This is a genomic window from Pontibaca salina, from assembly GCF_016307205.1.
Taxonomy (GTDB): Bacteria; Pseudomonadota; Alphaproteobacteria; order Rhodobacterales; family Rhodobacteraceae; genus Pontibaca; species Pontibaca salina.
Genome location: NZ_JAEIJD010000002.1, coordinates 18,477 through 38,859 on the forward strand (window position 1 = coordinate 18,477; position 20,383 = coordinate 38,859).

Here is a 20,383-nt window from a genome sequence, read left to right on the forward strand (position 1 = left end):
CCTCCGGCGGGGATATTTTGCGCAAGAAGAAATGCTCAAGGGGCAGGTGGTGGCGGCGGTGGCATTACCGTAAATAACTGGGCAAGCTCATCGACCTCGCCCGCGCGCAGCCAGCCATCTTGCCCTGGCGTCCAGACATGGGTTTCACGGCTGAGCGAACCGTCTGCAGCCATGCGTCCAAGATCGGCCCGCGAAAATGGCCCGCGAGACTGCCCCTGTTCGGCGATGTGCCAGACCCGCTCGACCGGCGGCGGCGGTGGTGGCGTGGGCTGGGTCGGGACTGTACCCCACGGCCCCGGCTGTGCCATCTGCGCGCCCATCGCCATGCCCATACCAGCCCCCAGCCCTGCGGCCATGCCGCCACCAGCGGGATTGCGCGCGGCGGTGCTCATCGCTTCGGCGGCGGAATATTGGGTGAATTTGCCAAGGTCGCCGGCCAGCCCCATCGAGGAGCGCTTGTCCAGAGCCTCTTCGACGGCGCTTGGCAGCGAGATGTTCTCGATATAGAGTTCGGGCGTGCCGACGCCATATTCTTCCAGTGTGGGTGCGATTTGCGTCGCGATCAGCTTGCCCAGATCTGCGGTGTTGGCGGCCATGTCCAGAACCGGAATACCCGACGCGGCAATGGTGCGAGAAAACTCCTGCACGATGATATTGCGCAGTTGGAAGCTGATCTCGTCCATGGTGAATTCACCATCGGTGCCGACGATTTCCGACAGAAAACGCGCCGGATCGGTCACCCGTACCGAATAGGTGCCAAAGGCGCGGATGCGCACCGGTCCAAATTCGGGATCGCGGCAGATGATCGGGTTCTTGGTGCCCCATTTCAGATCGTTGAAACGGGTGGTATTGACGAAATAGATTTCCGATTTGAACGGGCTGCGAAACCCGTGATCCCAGTGCTGAAGTGAGGTCATCACCGGCATGTTGTTGGTTTCGAGCATGTAAAGTCCGGGGGTGAAGACATCAGCGGTCTGGCCTTCGTGTACGAAAACGGCAGCCTGACCTTCACGCACGGTCAATTTGGCGCCATATTTGATTTCATGGCCTTCACGCTGAAAGCGCCAGACCATGGTATCGCGGGTGTCATCGGTCCAGTGGATAACGTCGATGAACTGTCCCGAGAGAAAATCAAAGATACCCATCATTCAGTTCCTTTCCCATGCCGGTGTCACAGTTCCATGCCCATCAGTTCATGTGCGATGGCGAGAGCAATCGGGCGCGCCTCATCCGCGGTCATGCCTTGTTTCAGGCGGGGATCATAGAGAAGTTTCAGCAGCAATTCATCATGTCTGGTCAACAGCGCGAATTCGTTATCATCGTTGAAGATCGAAGGGCGCGCCGCCGCACTGTCATTGGGCAGTCCCAGACCCTGCGCGATCTCTTCGTGGATGCAGGAAAGGCGCACGAGATCGGGGTGTTCGGCGCGGATCAATGCGATGGCGCGCGAATAATTGTGGGGATCTTGTGCCGAGGACACCGCGACGACCATGCAATAAAACGAGCGCGGCAGATGTCGGAACAGGCCAAGTTCGACCCGGCTGATATCGGGGACAAGTTGGTTCAGACGACGCAGCAATTGCTCGTTGTCATCGTCGCCCGCCACAAAAACGTGGAAATTGCCGCCGCTGCGGACCCCGGTGATGGAATGGCCGGTGACACGGGAAAGGCGGCTGGCATATTCATTAATTGCGGCCTGATCGCGCCGCCGCTGGTCGAGCGGAACGCTGGAGCCAAACTCGGCACTGATGCGCACCGGCTGTGACCATCGGTTGAGCCCGCCGCTGGCACCTCCGGCCCGCAGCCCGCCGCCGCGGGTATATTCATCGAAAAACGCGATATTCTCGAAGTTGCGCACCAGATCCTCGGGCGAAAACGGCGTGTCCGGCCCTCCGCCATCGGTGCGCAACAGGCCCTGAACCAGTAAATCGTCCTGAATGCGGATGTAATAGTCTTGAAGATCGCTGCTTTGAGCCGAGCGCGGGGTGACCACCGGTTGCACCGCTTTTGCCAAACCGCCGGGGCGGTTGGGGGGCACCACCGAGGCCGGAGGCTGTGGCGCGGTGCAGGCGGTCAGGGTGACAGCACCTGCCGCCGACAATGTTGCGGTACAAAGCCGCAGAAAGTTACGACCCATTTCCAAAGCCACCCACCCTAACGGGGGACTGCGGTTGCCGCAGTGTCACCGGTACCGTGGTTGCGGGCCTTGGCCGATGCCAGCGTATCGCGCAGCTCGGCCTCCAGCTTTTGCAGTTCGGCTTCGGCTTGGGCGCGGCGGGCCTTGCCCTCGTCGGCGATCTGCAGGCTTTCCTCGATCGTGCCGATCAGATCGGCATTGGCCTGTTTAACCGCCTCTATATCGAACACACCGCGCTCCATTTCCTGCCGGATTATCTTGTTGCTATCGCGCAGATTGGCTGCGTTCTTCGTCAACAGTTCGTTGGTCAGGTCGCTGGCCTCGCGCACTGCACCTGCCGCTTCGGCACTGCGCTGGATAGTGACCGCTTGGGCCAGCTGGGTTTCCCAAAGCGGCACCGTGTTCACCAAGGTCGAGTTGATCTTGGTCACCAATGATTTGTCGTTTTCTTGGACCAAGCGGATACTGGGCAGCGATTGCATGGTAACCTGCCGGGTCAGTTTCAGATCATGGACCCGGCGCTCCAGATCATCGCGCGCGGCGCGCAGATCGCGCAGCTCCTGCGCCTTCATCACCTGATCGTCCTCGGCGGCCTGATCGACTTCAGCCGCTTTGACGGGGATGGTCTCGCTGTCCAACTGGTGCAGCTTTTCTTCGCCCGCGGCGATGTAAAGCGCCAGTTCGTCGTAGAATTCCAGCGTCTTTTCATACAGCAGGTCGAGAGATTTGATATCTTTCAGCAGCCTGTGCTCGTGTTTCAGTAAATCATCGGTAACGCTGTCGATTTGGCCTTGCACCTCTTCAAAGCGGGCAGTGAATTTGGCCAGCGGAGTCGCGCGGCCGATCAGCTTTTCCCACCACGACCGCTGGCGGCGGATGTCCAGTTCGCTGACTGAAAAGCCCCGGATCGTGGTGACGATGCCGCGCAGCGAATCGCCTGCGGGACCGACATCTTTATTGCGGACATCGGCCAGCATGGCTTGGCTGATCTGTTGTAACTCGCTCTGCGCGCGCGCGCCGAAACCGACGATGGAACCGGTGTCGCTCATGTCGATTTCGTCGATACGTCGGCGGATTTCCGCGCTCATCGAGGCATCGGCTTGTTCCAGCGACACAATTTCGGGTGATGGGTCGGACAGGGTGGCGGTGGTTACCTGCTCGACCTCGGCTGCGGTTTGCTGGGCCTTGCTGCGCACATCGTCAGACATCAATGGAAATCCTTGTTACTGGAGCGGTTGTAAATTTACTGTGGGCGCACGCCTTCACGTTTCAGGCGGTCGCGCAGCACATCGATCTCGATGGTCAGGTCACTGCGGTCCTCAAGCAGCATTTTGCGGGTCCGGGCGGCGAAATTCTGTTCCAAATCATCAAGTAGGGCAAGATAATCCTCGCGTGCCTTGGCATCGCGACTGCGCGCATAGATATTCGCAAACCGCGCTGTCGCGTCGCGTGCCCCCATCAGATATACGGTCATGTATTTACGTGCGCCGGTCAGGTCGCGGGGGTCTTCTTCAACCGTGCGGAACAGATCGCGTGCGGTAGCCTGAAAGCGCTCGACCCGAGCGCTCATCCGGCGGTCATTTGCGCGGGCGATTTCCCGGGTCATATCGGCCAGATAGGTCTCGCCCTCGTCCACCGCGCGCGAGACGCGGGATTGCTGGAAATCGTCGACGCCAGGTGCGCCCTTGCTTGTCAGCGGGTCGAGACCGAAGGCGACCAAATGCAAGGCTCCCGCGACTAGACCATAAAGCGCCGCCCCCAGTGTGCCGCCGTCGGGCTGGGCCAGAATCCCCGCCCCCACACCGAGCGCGGCCAACACCGCCGCCGCGATCTTGCGCGGAAAGGCCGGGCGGCGGGCCACTTTGCGCGCGTCATAAGCAGCTTGCGCACGCAGCCCGTCGCGCAACAGCCACGCCCCAAGGCCCAACAGTGCCGCGCCCAAAACACCAAAGCCAAGCCCGACCGGGCCTTTAAACAGCGACAGGAAGAATAGTAGGATCGGCGGAACGAACAGCAGGTTCGAGGCAAATCCGATCGGGTCGACCTGCGCGCCGTCAAAACTGTTCTTTGCTGTGGGGGCGACATCGTCGGTTTCGGGGCTGTATTTGCCGCCATAACGCTGCGCCATGGCCTAAAGCCCCCCCAGCCACCCGGTCGCCACGCCGAGCAGCAGGACGATCAGCCCTGCATAAGCGATTCTCTGAACCGTGCGTCCTGACATGATGGCCCTTTCGCTGGTTCGCTAAAGGGAATCTAGGCGATGCAGGGCGCGCTTGCCAGAGAGAAGCGACATAGGAGGCAAATCATACAGTATGGATCAGCGTTTTGGCCGTTGCGAGGGGCGGCTGCGTTTGGGCGTCGCGCCGGGTTTACCCGGTTTGGCGGTGCCGACCGGCGGTTCGGCGTTGTTATCAAGCCCAAGTTGGTCGCGCATCACGCGGCGGCGGACCTCCTCGACGGCACCGGGTTTCAGGTCGCCCAGTTGAAACGGCCCGTAAGACACCCGGATCAGTCGGTTCACCGCCAGCCCGACCTCGGCCATGGCGCGGCGCACTTCGCGGTTCTTGCCTTCGCGCACAGAGACAGTGACCCAAGCGTTCGCGCCCTGCTGGCGGTCAAGGCTGACCTCCATCGGCTGGAATTTTTCGCCATCGATCACTACGCCCTTGCGCAGCGGCGCGAAATCTTCGTCTTTCGGGCGGCCATTCACGCGCACGCGATATTTGCGCAGCCAGCCGGTGCTGGGCAGTTCCAGCTTGCGGGCAATCGCGCCGTCATTGGTCAGCAGCAGCAGCCCCTCGGAATTGATGTCCAGCCGTCCGACACTGATCACGCGGGGCATGTCTTCGGGCAGGGCATCAAACACGGTGTCGCGCCCCTTTTCGTCGCGTGCGCTGGTCACCAGGCCGGGCGGCTTGTGATAGAGCCACAGCCGTGGCGGTTCGGGTTCGGCCAGCGGTTTTCCATCGACCATGATACGGTCCGAATCGGTGACGTTCAGCGCCGGGCTGTCGATGGTTTTGCCGTTAACCTTGACGCGGCGGGCTTCGATCATGCGCTCGGCTTCGCGGCGCGAGGCGACACCGGCGCGGGCCAGAACTTTGGCGATGCGATCGCCGGGGGGAGGGGATGTACTCATGACCCTGCGATAGCGTATCAGCGCGGCTTGCGAAAGATGCAGATGCGGGGCAGATAGCGGCGATGGTATTCAAGTCGTATATGCAGGAAGCGTTGGAGCAAGCCCGTGCGGCAGGCGCACGCGGCGAGGTGCCGGTTGGGGCGGTGATCGTTGCGCCCGATGGCACCGTGGTTGCATCGGGCGGAAATCGCACCCGCGAACTGAGCGACCCAACCGCCCATGCCGAGATTGTCGCGATTCGCGCCGCCTGTGCCGCCGCCGGGTCCGAACGTCTGGTCGGCTATGATCTGTATGTCACGCTGGAGCCTTGCGCCATGTGTGCCGCCGCCATCGCCGCCGCACGTGTCGCGCGGTTGTATTACGGTGCCGGCGATCCGAAGTCGGGTGGCGTGGCGCATGGCGCGCGGGTGCTGTCGCATCCTCAGGCCCATCACCGCCCCGAAATCTATGACGGGATTTCCGCGCAAGAATCCGAAACCTTACTGCGAGAGTTTTTCCGCGACAGGCGTATCATGGACTGAAGCGCCTATGCTTTGCCCTGAGCAAGTTCGTCCAGATAGATCCGCACCGCGGTCTGCACGTGGCGAAAGCGGTCGCCGCCAAGATTCTTGCCCCCAAACCAGCGGCTCACAACGATGATATGGTTGTGCAATTCTTCGCGTTCCAGCATCCGCAAAATCACCTGACCGGCGCCGCTTTCTCCGTCGTCGTTCTTGATCGGGCCGTCATCGGTCAACAGCCCCCATGAATTATGCGTTGCTTTCGCAAATTTCTTGCGGCGTTTCAGTTGGGCAAGAAATTTCTTGGCCTCCTTGTCTGACCGGCACGGGCCGCCGGCAACGGCATATTTGGACCCGCGGTCGCTGATGATATTCTCAAGCAAAAGCATATCTATCAGCTAGCGAGACGATGACGCGGTTGCAAGGCGCCGAGGCTTGTCAAAAACTGATGGGTTTCATCACCTGCGGCTCGATAATGTTGACGTCGGGCAGGGCGGTGATCAATTCCTCGGCGGATTGGGCCAGCAGCGGGAAAGTCCGGTAATGGCTGGGAATGATCGTCTTAAAGTCAAACCAGCGTTTGGCGACATAGGCGACCTTGGCCATGTCCATTGTGAAATGTCCGCCGGCGCACAGGATGCCGATATCGGGTTTGTAATAGTCGGCAAACCATTCCATGTCGGCCATGATATCGGTGTCGCCGCTATGATAGATCATGTGCCCTTCGGCGGCGATCATATAGCCCACTTCAGAGCCGCCGGGACGCAGGCCGTCATCGGTCTGGAAGGTCGAGGAATGTTCCGCATTCACCATCGAAATCTGCACTCCGCCGACGTCGATCGTGCCGCCTTTGTTGAAGCCGATGGTTTCGATGCCTTCGGTTTCTGCCCAAAGATTCATGATATCGAACTGCCCCAGAACCGGCACATTGTGTTTTTTGGCCAGCGACAGAACGTCGCCGGAATGGTCAAAATGGGCATGGGTCAGCAGGATGTGCGTGGCCCCCTCCACGGCCGCCTCGTGCTGATCTTCCGGCAGCATCGGGTTGCCGGTCAGCCAGGGATCGATGAGGATGACCAGATTACCGGTTTCAAGGCGAAAGCCGGCATGGCCAAGCCAGATGAGCTTCATATCAAATCCTCCGAGAGTTTGTGAAACAGGTAACATAGCGGGCCGGAAATGCAACCTTGGGGTGCAAAGCTGGACCATGTCCGGCACCGAACCGAGCCAAGACTTGCGGGTCGCGCGGCAGGACGATAAATGCGCAACAACGCTAGAAGGAAAGTCTCCATGTCGATTGACCAAACCACCGCCGCACGGATTGCCAAGCTGGCCCGTATTAAGGTTGAAGAGGACGCGCTGCCGGAGCTGGCGGAAGAGTTCAATGCCATCCTCGGCTTTATCGAACAACTGAACGAGGTCGATGTCGAAGGGGTCGAGCCGATGACCTCGGTCACGCCGCAGCGGTTGAAGCAACGCGCCGATGAGGTAACGGATGGCAATCAGCAGGCGGCAATCCTCGCCAACGCGCCCGATGCGCGTGAAGGTTTCTTTGCCGTGCCGAAGGTGATGGAATGATGGACGAGCTGAACAAACTGAGTCTTGCCGAAGCGCGCGATGCATTGAAGCGCGGCGATGTCACATCGGTCGAACTGACAGAATCTTGTCTAGGTGCTATCGAAGGGTCCGGAGCGCTGAATGCGTTCGTTCACAAGACGCCCGAAATCGCGATGGAACGCGCACGTGCCGCCGATGAGCGTTTGCAGACAGGCGACGCGCCAGCGATGTGCGGCTTGCCCATCGGGATCAAGGATCTGTTCTGCACCAAAGGTGTGCCGGGGCAGGCGGGCAGCCGAATCCTGCAGGGGTTTGTGCCGGAATATGAATCCACGGTCACGCAGAACCTGGCCGATGCCGGGGCGGTGATGCTGGGCAAGCTGAACATGGACGAATTCGCTATGGGCAGCTCGAATGAAACCAGCGTCTATGGCAACGCGGTCAACCCTTGGCGGCGCTCGGGCGACGATGCGCAATTGACGCCGGGCGGGTCGTCCGGTGGGTCAGCGGCGGCAGTCGCCGCCGATCTGTGTCTTGCTGCGACCGGCACCGATACCGGCGGCTCGATCCGCCAACCGGCGGCCTTTACCGGGACCGTTGGCGTCAAGCCGACCTATGGGCGTTGCTCGCGCTGGGGGATCGTGGCATTTGCGTGCAGTCTCGATCAGGCCGGGCCGATGACGAAATCGGTGCGCGACAGTGCGATCATGCTGGGAGCGATGGCTGGTCACGACCCCAAGGACAGCACCAGTGCCGATCTGGCGGTGCCAGATTTCGAGGGGATGCTGACCGGCGACATCAAGGGCAAGACCATCGGCATCCCACGTGAGTACCGCATGGAGGGTATGCCCGCCGAGATCGAAAAGCTGTGGTCGGATGGTGCCGACATGCTGCGCGACGCGGGCGCGAAGATCGTCGATATCTCGCTGCCGCACACCAAATATGCGCTGCCCGTCTACTATGTGCTGGCTCCGGCCGAGGCGTCGTCGAATCTGGCGCGCTATGATGGAGTGCGCTATGGGCATCGGGCGAAACTGGCACAGGGCGACGGTATCAACGAGATGTATGAAAAGACGCGCGCAGAGGGGTTCGGCCACGAGGTGCAGCGCCGCGCGATGATCGGCACCTATGTGCTGAGTGCTGGGTTTTATGACGCCTATTACAACCGCGCTCGCAAGGTGCGTACCTTGATCAAGCGCGATTTTGAAACCGTGTTCGCGGATGGCGTCGATGCGATTCTGGCACCTGCGACGCCTTCGGCGGCTTTTGGTCTGGGCGAGATGAAAGACGCGGATCCGGTGCAGATGTATCTCAACGACGTGTTCACCGTGACGGTGAATCTGGCCGGGCTGCCGGGGGTTACAGTGCCGACGGGGCTTGACGGGCAGGGGCTGCCGCTGGGTCTGCAAGTGATCGGGCGGCCTTGGGAAGAGGGCGAAATGCTGAATGCCGCTTTCGCGCTGGAGCGCGCCGCTGGTTTTGTAGCCAAGCCGGAGAAATGGTGGTAATTTCACGTGCGCAACAACGATTGAAACAGGAACATTCCGATGCGTGCAGCGATTTGCGTTTTTGCCATGGCGCTTGCAGGTGCCTGTGCCCCACAAACCCCGAATGATGCGTGGTGGGGCGGCTCTGCCGACCGCGCACGCGAAAGCGAGTTGCGTGGGGAATTGGCTGGCGCGAATCGGCTGACTCGTCCCGCCGAAGTGTCTCAGCAATCACTGGATCCGGCCACAGGGGCGGCCTATGCTCCGGGTCCGGCGAACAGCGCCTCTGACATCGCAGCCCAAACCGCCGCGGCTTTGGAAGCCAGTTCCGACAAGGACGATGGCGCGGATGAGGGGCCGTCGCATATCAGCCCGCCCAACCCGATCGAAACCGGTGAGCCACTTTCCGCGATGCCCGACAATTCCTCCCCGGCTGCCGTAAATCAGTTCGGAATTTCCAGCGAAAACGATTTCGTCGCGGTGTCGGCACGGCAAAGCATTGAAAGCGACGCCGAGCGGATTGCGCGCAATCGGGCGCAATATCAGGTGGTGCAGCCTACTGAGTTGCCGCCGCGTCCGAGCGAGGGGCGGCCCAATATCGTCAGCTATGCGCTTAGCACGACTCACGCTCCCGGAACCAAGGTTTACAATCGTTCGCCGATCAAACTGGGGGCGCGGAGCGAACGCCGCTGCGCCGCCTATCCGTCACCTGATCAGGCCCAGATCGCATTTCTGGCAAAGGGCGGACCGAAACGCGACCGGCTGGGACTGGATCCGGATGGTGACGGGTTCGCTTGCGGCTGGGATCCATCGCCGTTCCGGAATTCGGTGCGGAACTAAGCAGCAATGCCACTGTGGCATCCGTCACCGAATTTTGGTCCGCGTCGCGACGGTTTAATCCCGCATTTGATCGTTCTGCATTACACAGCGATGCAATCCGCCGAGGCGGCGCTGGACCGGTTGTGCGACCCCGGCAGCGAGGTCTCGGCGCATTATCTGATCGGGCGCGACGGCAAATTGTGGCAGCTGGTGGATGAGAGCCAGCGGGCCTGGCACGCAGGTGCGGGCGAATGGGCGGGTATGGATGATATCAATTCGCGCTCAATCGGGGTGGAGTTGGACAATGCCGGAAACCATCCGTTCAGCGAGCCGCAGATAGCCACGCTGGAGGGTCTGCTGTCCGGCGTGATGGTGCGCCACAGCATTCCACCTGCCGGTGTGATCGGGCATGCGGACATGGCCCCGGGGCGCAAGCGTGATCCCGGTCCCCGGTTCGATTGGGCCCGGCTGGCACGCAAGGGGATGGCGCAGGCAATTGCGCCCATCTGCGGGGGCGTTGCGGATTGGCCGGCGTTTCGGGATCTGGCGCGACGGGCCGGGTTTACTGCCCCGACCAGCGATGGCGACCTGTTGGCGGTGGTACGCTGGCGGTTACGTCCCTGCGGACAGGGCGATCTGTGTGCGGCGGATATGGCCGCACTGGCGGGGTTCGTCGCGCAATGCCATTGACCTGCCTTGGCTTTGCGCACATATCGGACGGGCGCGGAGGGCTGGATGGCTGCTTGGGCAGGGGGAACCCGACCCGAGAGGAAAGTCCGGACTCCAAGAAGCAACGGTGCCGGGTAACGCCCGGGCGGGGCAACCCGACGGAAAGCGCCACAGAAAACAGACCGCCCCGGCAGGTCCGGGGTAAGGGTGAAACGGTGGGGTAAGAGCCCACCGCGCCTCTGGCAACAGCGGCGGCACGGCAAGCCCCACCGGGAGCAATGCCAAATAGGATCCTCGCGCGGGCCTTGCCCGCGAGCCCGCTCTGGTCGGGGGATCGGGTTGGCAGCTTGAGGCGCATGGCAACATGCGTCCCAGATGAATGGTCATCCAGGGGGCCTTGTGTCTCCAGACAAAATCCGGCTTATAGGCCCTCCGCGCAATTTTGGGTCAAATGCGGGATCCGACGGGGCAAAACGTCCTTGACTTGGGCCATCACGCGGGTACAAGCGCACCCTCAAAGAGATTTTACGAAAGGCCGCTGGTCTTTCGACGCAGGAGAGAAATCATGGCGAAGCCGACCACAATCAAGATCCGTCTGAACTCGTCGGCGGGAACAGGGCATTTTTATGTCACCAAGAAAAACGCACGTACGATGACCGAGAAAATGACCGTGCGCAAATATGACCCCGTTGTCCGTAAGCATGTCGAGTACAAAGAAGGTAAGATCAAGTAAGATAGCCTATTTTACGGATCGGCATGGGGTCGCGCGGGGCGCGGCCCTTTTTGTGTTTCCGTCGTGGAATTCGCGGGCTGTCGATCAGGGTGTGATCATACGCAGATTGGGCGTTTCCCGAAGTCGTATCATATCGTGCTCATAAATCTCGGTCATCTCGGCCACCAGCGCATCGTTCCAGCCCGAAAGGTTCAGGTCTTCCTCTACCTGATCTTCAAGCGCATAGGCGTCCAGCATATCCGCGATGGCGGTGCGTTCGCGCCCGATGTCCAGATTCGGATGTTGCTGGAGGTGGGCGCGAAATCGCTTCATGCCCCGGGCTGAGATGATCTGGCTTAAGAGATCATATGCGCCATTAATTTTCTCGTGTTCTGGCAAACCGGCCATTTCGGTAATGATTGCCGCCCAGATCAGCGGCATATCCTCATGGCACCAGACCGTGATGGCCACATCAGGGGCTGCCCGATGGATTCGGGCCATGGTTTCGGACCAGCGCAATTCGCGGGGATCGCGTCCCGCAAGACGGTTGTCCAGTTCGGTTTGGGTGATGCCCGGAAAGGTTACGGGCAGAAAACTGGCGGGATTGCGAATGGCCATGAAGATTTCGATCTGGCCCGTGGGTAGTAATTGGCGCAGCTGCGCGACCCGTTCGCCGGCCAGAGGGTATAGCTGCCCGTCCCCCAAGGCGAACCGAGCGGACCCGAAAAAATGGACATTGGACAGGATCAATCGAGCGGCCTGTTCCTCATCCAGTATGGCGTCCAGCAAAACATTCCGCGAATCAGGTGCAGCAGGGGCGTGTTTTAAGGCGTCGAAAGCCTCTCGGAACAACGTGCGATACCGGCTGGGACCAGGGACAGCGACGCCTTTCTTGCAGAAACCTTCCTTGTTGCTCAGCAGGCATTTCATCAGCCGATCCCCGTCGGTGTGATGGACACCCGGATGAAAAACGATGTGCATCTGTGCGGTTTCGACCCTGTTTGTGCAAGTGCTTGCCGGCCCTAGCCTTTGCGCGTCGCATCGTCAATGTGGAGCCTGTAGTCAGGGCTAAAGATAGGGAAACCGCGTTGGCACGTTGACGATGCTGGCCAATTTCGTGCGCAGCATCTGGAGTGATCACGCGATCTATCTGATGCGAAACTCGTCCGGGAGTTGCGCGTCAACGCGTTGAGGCTTACAGCGATGCCGTGGTGCAAGTCCGCGATATAATCGCATGCGCTGAGGTCGCGCTGAGCGCCGAACACTGGAGCGAGAATCAGCCAACCTCCCTGTTGCATTTGAAAATTTCCGCGTTCATCATGATCCGGGGAGGCGTCACATGCAGAAAACGGATGACGGCCAACACGCGCACAAGAAGCCGCCAGTTCTAGAAGTGCGCGATCTGGTCAAGAATTTCGGCGGGTTGCGCGCACTGAATCGTTGCTCTCTCAAGGTTGCCGAAGGAACGATCACCGGTTTGATCGGTCCCAATGGTGCCGGCAAGACGACTTTGTTTAACGCGATCACCGGCTTTTTCCAGCCGGATTCGGGCCGTGTGCTGACCGATGGGCAGGACATCACCAGCCTGCCCCCTCATGGCGTTTTCAATCGCGGGATTTGCCGGACTTTCCAGATCCCGCGTGAACATGGCACCATGACCGTGCTGGAAAACCTAATGCTGGTCGTGCCTGATCAGGCGGGCGAACGATTCTGGAATTGCTGGTTTCGCCCGGAACTGGTGCACAGGCAGGAACGCGAGATCCGCGACCGGGCGATGGAAGTTCTGGATTTCGTGAATCTGACGCATCTGGCTGATGAACTTGCCGGGCGGCTGTCGGGCGGACAGAAAAAGCTGTTGGAACTGGCACGCACATTGATGGCGGAGCCACGTCTGGTGCTACTGGACGAGCCTGCCGCCGGGGTGAACCGCACGCTAATGAAACGATTGTCCGAGAACATCGAATATCTGCGGCGCGAACGCGGCATCACCTTTCTGCTGATCGAACACGACATGGACCTTGTCATGCGGCTTTGCGATCCGGTCATCGTGATGAGCGAGGGCCGGCGCCTGATGGAAGGCCACCCCGAGGAGGTGCGCAATGATCCACACGTGCTCGAGGCCTATCTGGGGGGGCAGTATGGCGCTGCTTGACGTGCAATCCGTCACCGCTGGTTACGGTGACACCGAGATCCTGCGCGACGTTTCGATGCAAGTCCGCCGGGGCGAGATGGTCTCGATAATCGGCCCCAATGGCGCCGGTAAATCGACTTTGATGAAGACGATTTTCGGCCTCTTGCACCCGCGCGAGGGCAAGGTCTTTTTTGACGGTGACGATATTTCTGGGCTGCATCCTTATCAGATCGTGGAGCGCGGTATGTGTTATGTGCCGCAGGTATCAAACGTGTTTACCGAGCTGACTGTCGCGGAGAATCTCGAGATGGGCGCGTTTCTGGCCAAAAAGGGCGATATTTCCGCCCGCAAGGAGCGCATCTATGATTACTTCCCGCGCCTGAAAGAGCGGCGCAACCAGCGCGCCGGCAAGATGTCGGGGGGGGAGCGGCAAATGGTGGCGATGGGCAGCGCCCTGATGCTGGAACCGAAACTGGTGCTGATGGACGAACCGTCGGCCGGGCTGTCGCCAAAGATGGTTGGTGTGATCTTCGAGCAGATCAAGAAGATCAACGATTCCGGACCCGCCATTTTGATCGTCGAGCAGAACGCGCAGCTTTCACTGCAGATGTCCGACCGGGGCTATGTTTTGGCCAGCGGCGAAAATCGGTTCGAGGGGACCGGCGAAGAACTATTGAATGATCCCGAGGTGGGGCGGCTTTATCTGGGGGGCTGAACCGGGCGATGCGACAAAGCCGCAGGAGGAGAGGCAAGGATGAGCATGCAAGACACGCCAGACGATGCGGTTGGCCGCCGACACGATGACCGCTCGCTGCGCGAGCGCATCGGAGCTGCGCTGCGCAGTCGGGTGGCGCTTGGTGTGGCGTTGCTGCTGACGCTGGTGGTGTTCTGGATCCTTGGCCAGCGCAACGGCGCATCGCTGTCGGACCTGCTGTCGCTGACCGTCTGGGGCATCATGTTGGGCGGTATTATCTCGCTCGGTGCGATTGGGCTGACGCTGGTGTACGGCGTGCTGAAGTTCCCAAACTTTGCTCATGGCGCGCTGGTTACACTGGGCGCTTACGGCGCGTTTACCATCGCCTCATTCCTGCCGCGTGGGCCGGTGCTGTTGCCGTTTTCGTTCGGATGGGAGTTGCTCGCGGCGATGGTGTTGGCCATGCCTGCCGTATCGCTGGTGGCGCTGGTCGTCGACCGGGTACTGTTTCGCCCGCTGCGCCAGCGCGACGCATCGCTGGTGCTGCTGGCGATGGCATCGTTGGCGGCGGCATTCTTTCTGCGCAGTTCCATCTATCTGATCTGGGGTCCGGATTTTCTGTTCTACTATCCCGGACGCGCTAATCCGGCCCTGCATTTGCCGCTGGGCATCCGTATCCAAGCCGACCAGATCTTTGTTTTCGTTCTGGCGATGATCCTTGTGGCGTTGACCTGGCTCCTGTTGGAGCGCACGCGGATGGGCAAGGCGATGCGTGCCACCGCCGACAATCCGGATCTGGCACAGGTGCGCGGTATCAATACCGAGCGCGTCATCGCCTGGACCTGGGTGTTGGGGGCCAGCCTCGCTGCGGCGGGTGGCGTAATGTATGGGTTGGCCTCGCAATTGCGTCCCGAAATGGGGTTTTGGCTGTTGCTGCCCATGTTCGCCGCCGCGATCATGGGGGGCTTGGGCAATCCAGTGGGAGCGATTGTGGGCGCAGTGATCATCGGGATTGCGCAGCAGGTTTCTTCGTCATTCATCAATCCCGCCTATGGGCCGGGGGTGGCATTTGTGCTGCTGGTGATCGTGCTGGTGCTGCAACCGCAGGGGTTGTTCGGCAAGGGAGGGGATTGACATGGAGCCGGTTGATCTTGCGCGCGCGTCATTCCTGTTTCTGCCGCTGGTATTGCTGGGGCTGCTGGTGTTTCCAGGGCGACCTGTGCTGCGGTTGCTGCTGGCGGTGGTCGCGGCCGCGATTGTTGCGCTGGTGCTGCCGCTTTGGTTACCTCGTGGCATTCTCACCTATTTGGCCTCGTTTTCGACCATGGCGGGGATCTACGCTATTCTTAGCCTTGGGCTGAACAGCCAATGGGGGCTGACCGGGCACGTCAACTTTGGTGTCGCCGGTTTTTTTGCAGTGGGTGCCTTCACCTCGGCGCTGTTCACGACCAAGATGCCCGAAGGCGCGTTGGCGGCGTATTCACAGCAGGCATTCGGACTGGAATGGCCGTTTCTGGCGGGCGTTCTCATGGCGGGGATCATTGCGGCGTTTGTCGGTTTTTTGATCTCGATTCCAGTGCTGAGATTACGCACGGATTTCCTCGCCATCGCCACTTTGGGCATTGCCGAGGTGATCCGGTTCATCTTTCAGAATGAACGCTGGCTGGCTAACGGTCCGCAGCCGATGCGCGGCATCCCGCGACCACTTGACTGTCTGTTTGCGGATCCGGCCTGCTCTTGGTTGCCGGCAAGGGTCGCGAACTGGCTCGCCCCACTCAGCCCGCGCGATTATGTGTTCTTTTACCTTGTCGTGGTCGCGCTGATCGTGGCGGTGGTTTATCTGGCGCTCGAACGTATCGCCCGCTCGCCTTGGGGGCGGATGCAGCGTGCGGTGCGCGATGAAGAGAACTCTGCAGCGATGAATGGCAAGAATGTCACGTTGCGCCGCATTGAATCCTTTGTTGTAGGCAGCTTCATCATGGGGGTCGCTGGTGCGGTCTATGCCCATTATGTTGTCAGCATCGATTACAGCCACTTCAACCCGCTGTTCGCTACCTTCATCGTCTGGGTGATGCTGATGTTGGGGGGCAGCGGCAACAACAAAGGCGCAATCTTGGGGGCTTTTGCCGTCTGGGCGGTGTGGAGCGGAGCCGCATTTGTGATCGACATGGCCAGTCCCGCCTTGCGCGCGATCTCAGCTGATTTACCATCGCGCGGTGCCTATCTGCGCTGGATGCTGGTGGCAATCCTGCTGGGGGGGATCGTCCTGTTTCGGCCCCAAGGGATACTGCGCGAGCGTAAGAAGGTGTCGGATTTCCTTCCGAAAGACGAGTGAAAGAAAGGGCGCCCTAATAGGGCGCCGCTCCAGTTGCTTGCGATGGTTCGGGTTTACTCCGAGGCGATCTGCTCCGCTGGGACGATATTAATTGTCTCGTCGCCGGTTTCGGTGAATTGCCAGATCGCGACCGGGGTTTTCACGTCACCATTTTCGTCAAAATCGACCGACCCGCCAGCACCGACATAATCAATGTCTTGCCCATCCTTGATCATTTGCAGCGCCTTGGTGATCTCTGCTTGGCTGCCGCCGATGATCGTTTCGCCGGGGGCATTGGCGATCGGGCGCAGTCGGTCGGCCAGTTCGCGCCCGGTAATCTCGGCCGGGTCGGTGATGCCATCGGCAATCGCCTTGGCCAGCGCCAGACCGATCACCATGCCTGCGTCATAAGTGGTTTCGCTGAAGGGAGGAATACGGTCATGTCCATATGCGGCCTTGTAGGCTTCAGCGAAACTTTTGTAGCTTTCCGATTCCGGGTCGGCAGAGGGCACGGTGCCGAGTTTGCCAACCAGATCTGCCCCGCCGACTGCATCTAGCACCTCGCTAGAGCGGTTGGCATCGGTAAACTGCCAATTGGTATAGTCAAAGATATCGCGGCTTTCTTTCAGGATTGCCGCAGTATGAGCGGGGTAGGTCGGCAAGATCAAGATATCCGGATTATCCTTGAGCGCGGCCGACAGTTGTGAGCGATAGGTCGGCTGGACCTCTTCGGGATGTGCGACCTCGGCCAGAACCGTGCCGCCGCGCTTCTCAAAAGCTGCGGTAAACGCGTTCGATAGACCCTGACCATATGGATTGTTGATATAAATCGTAGCTGCTGTTGAAAATTTGTAGTCATCAATAAGGTTGCCCGCCGCTAGGTCAGCTGCAACCACGCCTTGCAGGGCATCCGAGGGACTGGTCCGGAAAAGCAGATCAGCCTCGGCATCTTCGGGCAGGATCGAAACCAGCGGCGATGTCGTACCGTTACCGACCTGAAGCACACCTGAGGGAATGGTAACCGATGTTGCAATCGCGACGGTGACGCCACTGGACCATGCGGCGATGACCGCCGGCACGCCGTCTGCCTCGACCAGCTTGCGCGCCGCCTCAATTGCGGGGGTCGGCAAGGTGTTGGAGTCTTCCGCGATCAGCCGGGAAACGATGGGGCCGCCAAAAACCTCTTCTGCGGCAACATTGATCTGATCGAGCGCCAGCTTGGCCGCATCGCGGTAGAATACGCCATACTCGGCACCGGAGCCGGTAAACGCCACGACCTGACCGATCGGGACTTCGGGCGGCGCTTCCTGCGCCCAGGTTGATGCGGCGAAGGACGCGCTAAGCGTCACTAGGCCTGCCGTCAAGCCAACAGAGTTCATAAACCTGCGGCGATGGGGATTATTTAATTGTTTTTTTGACATGTATTCCTCCTGTTGCCATGCGCAGGGTGGTGGGTTGTTCCGACCGTTTCCTGCTACGATAACAAGGGAAGGGTAGCATAGGGTGCCGATTTGCCCCAAATGATCTTTTTCGGGAGAAAGCCAGAGGATTCCGGGAGGCCACGTGGGAAACTTGCCGACATTGCGGTAATGGTTTAAAAGAGGGGCTCGGCCTTGATAGGCTGCATTCTATACTTTGATATGCAGTAGGCGCATCGCGTGAAAATGCGCCGCATCGGCCATAACCCAAACCCCAAACCCGTTTCGCCTGAGTACAGGTTGAAGAATCGTCGGGGGAACCTGCATCAAGGAAGACAAGCATGAAAGAAATAATCGTCATGGGTGACGCGGAACAAGGCGCGATAAAACAGGCCGAAAACTGCCTGGTTGACGCTGAAGCGATGTTGCTGATGGCGGATAATCACAAGGGCTATGGCATGCCGGTCGGCGGTGTAGCCGTCTATAAAGATAAAATTCCTCCGGCCGGTGTGGGCTTTGATATTGCGTGCGGGAACAAGGCCGTCAAGACCGACATTAAGGTTGGCGATATCAAGCGCAGACTGGAACCTTTGGCCGAAACCATCTTTGATACACTGGCTTTCGGAGTCGGTGAGGATAACAAGATCAGGGTCGAGCATGCGCTCTTTGACGATCCGGTATGGAATGAAGTTCCATTTTTAAAAGATACACCCCGATTGAAGCGAACCGCTCGCGCGCAATTGGGATCGATCGGCGCGGGAAATCATTATGTCGATGTCTTTGCCGATGAAAATGACGATATTTGGGTCGGTGCGCATTTCGGATCGCGTAATCTGGGTCACAGTATCGCCTCGCATTTCATGAAACAAGCCGGGGATAATCTGAATATTATGGATCAAACTCCCCATACACTTGATGTGAACTCGCAGCTTGGCCAAGACTATATCGCCTGCATGAAATTGGCGGGACAATATGCCTATGCCGGTCGCGACTGGGTTTGTGAAACCGTGGTGGACATTTTAGGCGGGAGAATCACGGACGAGGTCCACAATCACCACAACTATGCCTGGCTGGAAACGCATGATAACGAAGAATATTGGGTTGTGCGAAAGGGAGCCACTCCGGCCTTTCCCGATCAGCGCGGGTTTGTCGGTGCCTCAATGGGCGATGATTCCGTCATTCTGACAGGTGTGGACAACGAAGCATCGCGCAGGTTGTTCTACTCGACCATTCATGGGGCCGGGCGCGTCATGTCACGCACACAGGCGGCAGGTCGAAGGCGTAGGGTCCGCAGCCAAAGAAAAAGGTCGGACGGAACGACATATAGATTTAATGAATGGGTACATGAGGGCGGCCGCGTGGATTTCGACGCGGTACAGGACAGGCTAATAAACGAAGGGATCGTCCTGCGGGGGGGCGGCGCGGATGAGGCACCAGAAGTTTACAAGAATTTGTCCGAAGTTCTTGAGGCACATGCGGGAACCGTGAAGGTTCTTCACAGATTGCGCCCGTTGATCGTATGTATGGCGGATTAATCAGCGACTTGCGTAAGCGGCTATGAAATGGCGTGTCGCCCGAAATATGGACGACACGCGTAGAGGTCGGAGTTTATCGCTGACGCGGTGACGTCAGAGACTGATCGGCTTCATACGTTTCGATTTCGCGAATATAGTGCGGAATTTGCCCGCGCGTGATGCCAATATCGGACAGCAGATGGTCGTCAAAGCTTTGCAGAGTGGCAATCGCGCGGCGCCGTTGCCAGTTGGCGAATCCTCTGGCGAAGACGCGGCGTAGACGGCGAAATAGGCCGGGCATTGCTGGCGCAAAGATTTGCGGGTGCAACTGACCTTGCCACTGCGGTTGTGTATGTACAGTCATGTTTTTGTCTCCTCATGTCAGAAATCAGGTGCTTTTGATCCGGTGGCGCTGCGGTAATACGGTGACAGCGACGCCGGAAAACGCTGTGTGGCGATTTCGGAGAATCCGTTGGGATTGCCTTGTTGCCAGTTTGTGCGGCGAAGGTCGCACGCACGATTGATCGGTAATTGATCAAGAAGACCCCGAGGCCGACAGGGGTGTAGACGATCCCTGTCGCCCGGGGTTACATGCGGGTCAGTAGTGACCCCGCATGGTGCATAAATTTCCTATACAAACTGAACACGAGCATACCCTTCATATGGTCTCAATGGCTCTGAATTTCAATCCCTTGAGGCTGCTCTTTTTAGGTGGAATCGGCATGAAAACGCCTGTTTTAGCGGGCGATTGTCGCGTCGACGCTGCGGTCACCCGTTCGGGTTCGGAGGCTAGTTGACTAAAATGGTAGGGATCTTTATGGTGGCCCTATGATGGTTCACCAATATTACTTCCGTTTTCGATTGCTGACCCGCCTCTGACCCCGGGGGGTGGCGTCAGAACGCCTGTGTCGCCTTCCGGGGCTTCCTGATAATCCTGATGCGGAAAATAACCTTAAGGTTGTTTGGGAGGTGGCATGACCATCAAGGGCCAGTCGACAAACTCAGGCTTTATCCTGCGTGATAAGATCAACTTTAGCGCTTGGACTTATAGGGCGCTCTCTCGCGATCTTGTGTCGTTCGACTCACATATGACCTATGTGGTTCAGTAGGTGTGCTGCGCGCGGCTGGTGCGGGCCGACACCGGCCTCGAAGACATCCCTGTAGCCTCTTTGTTTGGGATTACATTGATCGGACTAGGCGAACTCTAATTGTTTCGCCTGCCGTTCACCGCTGGTCTGATCTTCGAACTGGTGCTTTTTGTTGCGCCGGTCTTGGAAAGTTGAGTCACAATC

At 59.3% G+C, this 20,383-nt stretch carries 21 protein-coding genes and 1 other RNA gene; 12 read left to right on the top strand and 10 right to left on the bottom strand.

What is annotated here, in order from left to right; translation table 11 throughout:
• Positions 1-35 precede the first annotated feature (35 nt).
• The 5 genes from JAO82_RS02785 to JAO82_RS02805 form a co-directional block, all read right to left on the bottom strand.
• On the bottom strand, positions 36-1,145 hold the full coding sequence (locus JAO82_RS02785; protein WP_198685211.1) for an SPFH domain-containing protein: 1,110 nt from the start codon (positions 1,143-1,145) through the stop codon (positions 36-38).
• Positions 1,146-1,171: 26 nt separating this feature from the next.
• Complete coding sequence (locus JAO82_RS02790; protein ID WP_332872470.1) at positions 1,172-2,149, bottom strand: DUF2927 domain-containing protein; 978 nt, start codon at positions 2,147-2,149, stop codon at positions 1,172-1,174.
• 5 nt (positions 2,150-2,154) lie between these two features.
• Entirely contained in the window at positions 2,155-3,345 is a 1,191-nt protein-coding gene (locus JAO82_RS02795) for a toxic anion resistance protein (RefSeq protein WP_198684833.1), read from the bottom strand.
• A gap of 35 nt (positions 3,346-3,380) precedes the next feature.
• The gene (locus tag JAO82_RS02800) at positions 3,381-4,265 is read right to left on the bottom strand and encodes a 5-bromo-4-chloroindolyl phosphate hydrolysis family protein (RefSeq protein WP_198684834.1); all 885 of its coding nucleotides are present in this window, start codon (positions 4,263-4,265) and stop codon (positions 3,381-3,383) included.
• Positions 4,266-4,454: 189 nt separating this feature from the next.
• Positions 4,455-5,276 (bottom strand): pseudouridine synthase, encoded by an 822-nt coding sequence (locus tag JAO82_RS02805; RefSeq protein WP_198684835.1) that lies wholly within the window; start codon positions 5,274-5,276, stop codon positions 4,455-4,457.
• A 62-nt stretch (positions 5,277-5,338) separates the two neighbouring features.
• Between JAO82_RS02805 and JAO82_RS02810 the strand changes: the two genes are divergently transcribed.
• On the top strand, positions 5,339-5,797 hold the full coding sequence (locus JAO82_RS02810) for a nucleoside deaminase (protein ID WP_198684836.1): 459 nt from the start codon (positions 5,339-5,341) through the stop codon (positions 5,795-5,797).
• A 5-nt stretch (positions 5,798-5,802) separates the two neighbouring features.
• Here JAO82_RS02810 and JAO82_RS02815 read toward each other — a convergent pair whose 3' ends face one another.
• Both JAO82_RS02815 and JAO82_RS02820 read right to left on the bottom strand, forming a co-directional pair.
• Entirely contained in the window at positions 5,803-6,165 is a 363-nt protein-coding gene (locus JAO82_RS02815; RefSeq protein WP_198684837.1) for a YigZ family protein, read from the bottom strand.
• Positions 6,166-6,214: 49 nt separating this feature from the next.
• Positions 6,215-6,907, bottom strand: a complete 693-nt coding sequence (locus JAO82_RS02820) for a metal-dependent hydrolase (protein WP_198684838.1) — start codon at positions 6,905-6,907, stop codon at positions 6,215-6,217.
• A gap of 159 nt (positions 6,908-7,066) precedes the next feature.
• On the opposite strand from JAO82_RS02820, the gene gatC reads away from it, so the two are divergent.
• The 6 genes from gatC (at position 7,067) to rpmG (ending at position 11,041) form a co-directional block, all read left to right on the top strand.
• Positions 7,067-7,354: an Asp-tRNA(Asn)/Glu-tRNA(Gln) amidotransferase subunit GatC gene (gatC, locus tag JAO82_RS02825; protein ID WP_198684839.1), complete on the top strand. Its 288-nt coding sequence runs from the start codon at positions 7,067-7,069 to the stop codon at positions 7,352-7,354.
• On the top strand, positions 7,354-8,841 hold the full coding sequence (gene gatA, locus JAO82_RS02830) for an Asp-tRNA(Asn)/Glu-tRNA(Gln) amidotransferase subunit GatA (protein WP_198685213.1): 1,488 nt from the start codon (positions 7,354-7,356) through the stop codon (positions 8,839-8,841). Before gatC ends, gatA begins: the two co-directional genes overlap by 1 nt.
• Before the next feature lie 39 nt (positions 8,842-8,880).
• On the top strand, positions 8,881-9,660 hold the full coding sequence (locus JAO82_RS02835) for a hypothetical protein (protein ID WP_198684840.1): 780 nt from the start codon (positions 8,881-8,883) through the stop codon (positions 9,658-9,660).
• A 6-nt stretch (positions 9,661-9,666) separates the two neighbouring features.
• Entirely contained in the window at positions 9,667-10,329 is a 663-nt protein-coding gene (locus JAO82_RS02840) for an N-acetylmuramoyl-L-alanine amidase (RefSeq protein WP_198684841.1), read from the top strand.
• 33 nt (positions 10,330-10,362) lie between these two features.
• Positions 10,363-10,748, top strand: an RNA gene (gene rnpB, locus JAO82_RS02845) — RNase P RNA component class A.
• Positions 10,749-10,873: 125 nt separating this feature from the next.
• Positions 10,874-11,041, top strand: a complete 168-nt coding sequence (gene rpmG / locus JAO82_RS02850; protein WP_021098674.1) for a 50S ribosomal protein L33 — start codon at positions 10,874-10,876, stop codon at positions 11,039-11,041.
• An 84-nt stretch (positions 11,042-11,125) separates the two neighbouring features.
• Here the strand turns inward: rpmG and JAO82_RS02855 are convergent, their stop codons facing one another.
• Positions 11,126-12,001, bottom strand: a complete 876-nt coding sequence (locus JAO82_RS02855) for a hypothetical protein (protein WP_198684842.1) — start codon at positions 11,999-12,001, stop codon at positions 11,126-11,128.
• 358 nt (positions 12,002-12,359) lie between these two features.
• Between JAO82_RS02855 and JAO82_RS02860 the strand changes: the two genes are divergently transcribed.
• From JAO82_RS02860 to JAO82_RS02875, 4 genes are read left to right on the top strand one after another with little or no spacing between them, the layout of a single operon-like run.
• Complete coding sequence (locus tag JAO82_RS02860; RefSeq protein WP_198684843.1) at positions 12,360-13,172, top strand: ABC transporter ATP-binding protein; 813 nt, start codon at positions 12,360-12,362, stop codon at positions 13,170-13,172.
• Positions 13,159-13,866 carry an ABC transporter ATP-binding protein gene (locus JAO82_RS02865; RefSeq protein ID WP_198684844.1) on the top strand — a complete coding sequence of 236 codons (708 nt, stop codon included), beginning with the start codon at positions 13,159-13,161 and terminating at the stop codon, positions 13,864-13,866. The genes JAO82_RS02860 and JAO82_RS02865 overlap by 14 nt, the downstream gene beginning before the upstream one ends.
• 39 nt (positions 13,867-13,905) lie before the next feature.
• Positions 13,906-14,979, top strand: a complete 1,074-nt coding sequence (locus tag JAO82_RS02870; protein ID WP_198684845.1) for a branched-chain amino acid ABC transporter permease — start codon at positions 13,906-13,908, stop codon at positions 14,977-14,979.
• 1 nt (position 14,980) lies between these two features.
• On the top strand, positions 14,981-16,180 hold the full coding sequence (locus JAO82_RS02875) for a branched-chain amino acid ABC transporter permease (protein WP_198684846.1): 1,200 nt from the start codon (positions 14,981-14,983) through the stop codon (positions 16,178-16,180).
• Positions 16,181-16,233: 53 nt separating this feature from the next.
• Here JAO82_RS02875 and JAO82_RS02880 read toward each other — a convergent pair whose 3' ends face one another.
• Positions 16,234-17,580, bottom strand: coding sequence for an ABC transporter substrate-binding protein (locus JAO82_RS02880; protein ID WP_198684847.1), 1,347 nt, complete (start codon positions 17,578-17,580; stop codon positions 16,234-16,236).
• Between the two features lie 338 nt (positions 17,581-17,918).
• Between JAO82_RS02880 and JAO82_RS02885 the strand changes: the two genes are divergently transcribed.
• A complete protein-coding gene (locus tag JAO82_RS02885; RefSeq protein ID WP_198684848.1) occupies positions 17,919-19,112 on the top strand; it encodes an RtcB family protein in 1,194 nt (397 codons plus the stop codon).
• Between the two features lie 73 nt (positions 19,113-19,185).
• On the opposite strand, the gene JAO82_RS02890 is transcribed toward JAO82_RS02885, so the two are convergent.
• Positions 19,186-19,455 carry a DUF1127 domain-containing protein gene (locus JAO82_RS02890; RefSeq protein WP_198684849.1) on the bottom strand — a complete coding sequence of 90 codons (270 nt, stop codon included), beginning with the start codon at positions 19,453-19,455 and terminating at the stop codon, positions 19,186-19,188.
• Positions 19,456-20,383: the final 928 nt, after the last annotated feature.

Excerpts from the sequence above, each read along its gene's own strand:
- JAO82_RS02785 (WP_198685211.1), bottom strand. The coding sequence starts at position 1,145 with ATGGGTATCTTTGATTTTCTCTCGGGACAGTTCATCGACGTTATCCAC.
- JAO82_RS02795 (WP_198684833.1), bottom strand. The coding sequence starts at position 3,345 with ATGTCTGACGATGTGCGCAGCAAGGCCCAGCAAACCGCAGCCGAGGTC.
- JAO82_RS02800 (WP_198684834.1), bottom strand. The coding sequence starts at position 4,265 with ATGGCGCAGCGTTATGGCGGCAAATACAGCCCCGAAACCGACGATGTC.
- JAO82_RS02805 (WP_198684835.1), bottom strand. The coding sequence starts at position 5,276 with ATGAGTACATCCCCTCCCCCCGGCGATCGCATCGCCAAAGTTCTGGCC.
- JAO82_RS02810 (WP_198684836.1), top strand. The coding sequence starts at position 5,339 with ATGGTATTCAAGTCGTATATGCAGGAAGCGTTGGAGCAAGCCCGTGCG.
- JAO82_RS02815 (WP_198684837.1), bottom strand. The coding sequence starts at position 6,165 with ATGCTTTTGCTTGAGAATATCATCAGCGACCGCGGGTCCAAATATGCC.
- JAO82_RS02820 (WP_198684838.1), bottom strand. The coding sequence starts at position 6,907 with ATGAAGCTCATCTGGCTTGGCCATGCCGGCTTTCGCCTTGAAACCGGT.
- gatC (WP_198684839.1), top strand. The coding sequence starts at position 7,067 with ATGTCGATTGACCAAACCACCGCCGCACGGATTGCCAAGCTGGCCCGT.
- gatA (WP_198685213.1), top strand. The coding sequence starts at position 7,354 with ATGGACGAGCTGAACAAACTGAGTCTTGCCGAAGCGCGCGATGCATTG.
- JAO82_RS02835 (WP_198684840.1), top strand. The coding sequence starts at position 8,881 with ATGCGTGCAGCGATTTGCGTTTTTGCCATGGCGCTTGCAGGTGCCTGT.
- JAO82_RS02840 (WP_198684841.1), top strand. The coding sequence starts at position 9,667 with ATGCCACTGTGGCATCCGTCACCGAATTTTGGTCCGCGTCGCGACGGT.
- rpmG (WP_021098674.1), top strand. The coding sequence starts at position 10,874 with ATGGCGAAGCCGACCACAATCAAGATCCGTCTGAACTCGTCGGCGGGA.
- JAO82_RS02855 (WP_198684842.1), bottom strand. The coding sequence starts at position 12,001 with ATGCACATCGTTTTTCATCCGGGTGTCCATCACACCGACGGGGATCGG.
- JAO82_RS02860 (WP_198684843.1), top strand. The coding sequence starts at position 12,360 with ATGCAGAAAACGGATGACGGCCAACACGCGCACAAGAAGCCGCCAGTT.
- JAO82_RS02865 (WP_198684844.1), top strand. The coding sequence starts at position 13,159 with ATGGCGCTGCTTGACGTGCAATCCGTCACCGCTGGTTACGGTGACACC.
- JAO82_RS02870 (WP_198684845.1), top strand. The coding sequence starts at position 13,906 with ATGAGCATGCAAGACACGCCAGACGATGCGGTTGGCCGCCGACACGAT.
- JAO82_RS02875 (WP_198684846.1), top strand. The coding sequence starts at position 14,981 with ATGGAGCCGGTTGATCTTGCGCGCGCGTCATTCCTGTTTCTGCCGCTG.
- JAO82_RS02880 (WP_198684847.1), bottom strand. The coding sequence starts at position 17,580 with ATGTCAAAAAAACAATTAAATAATCCCCATCGCCGCAGGTTTATGAAC.
- JAO82_RS02885 (WP_198684848.1), top strand. The coding sequence starts at position 17,919 with ATGAAAGAAATAATCGTCATGGGTGACGCGGAACAAGGCGCGATAAAA.
- JAO82_RS02890 (WP_198684849.1), bottom strand. The coding sequence starts at position 19,455 with ATGACTGTACATACACAACCGCAGTGGCAAGGTCAGTTGCACCCGCAA.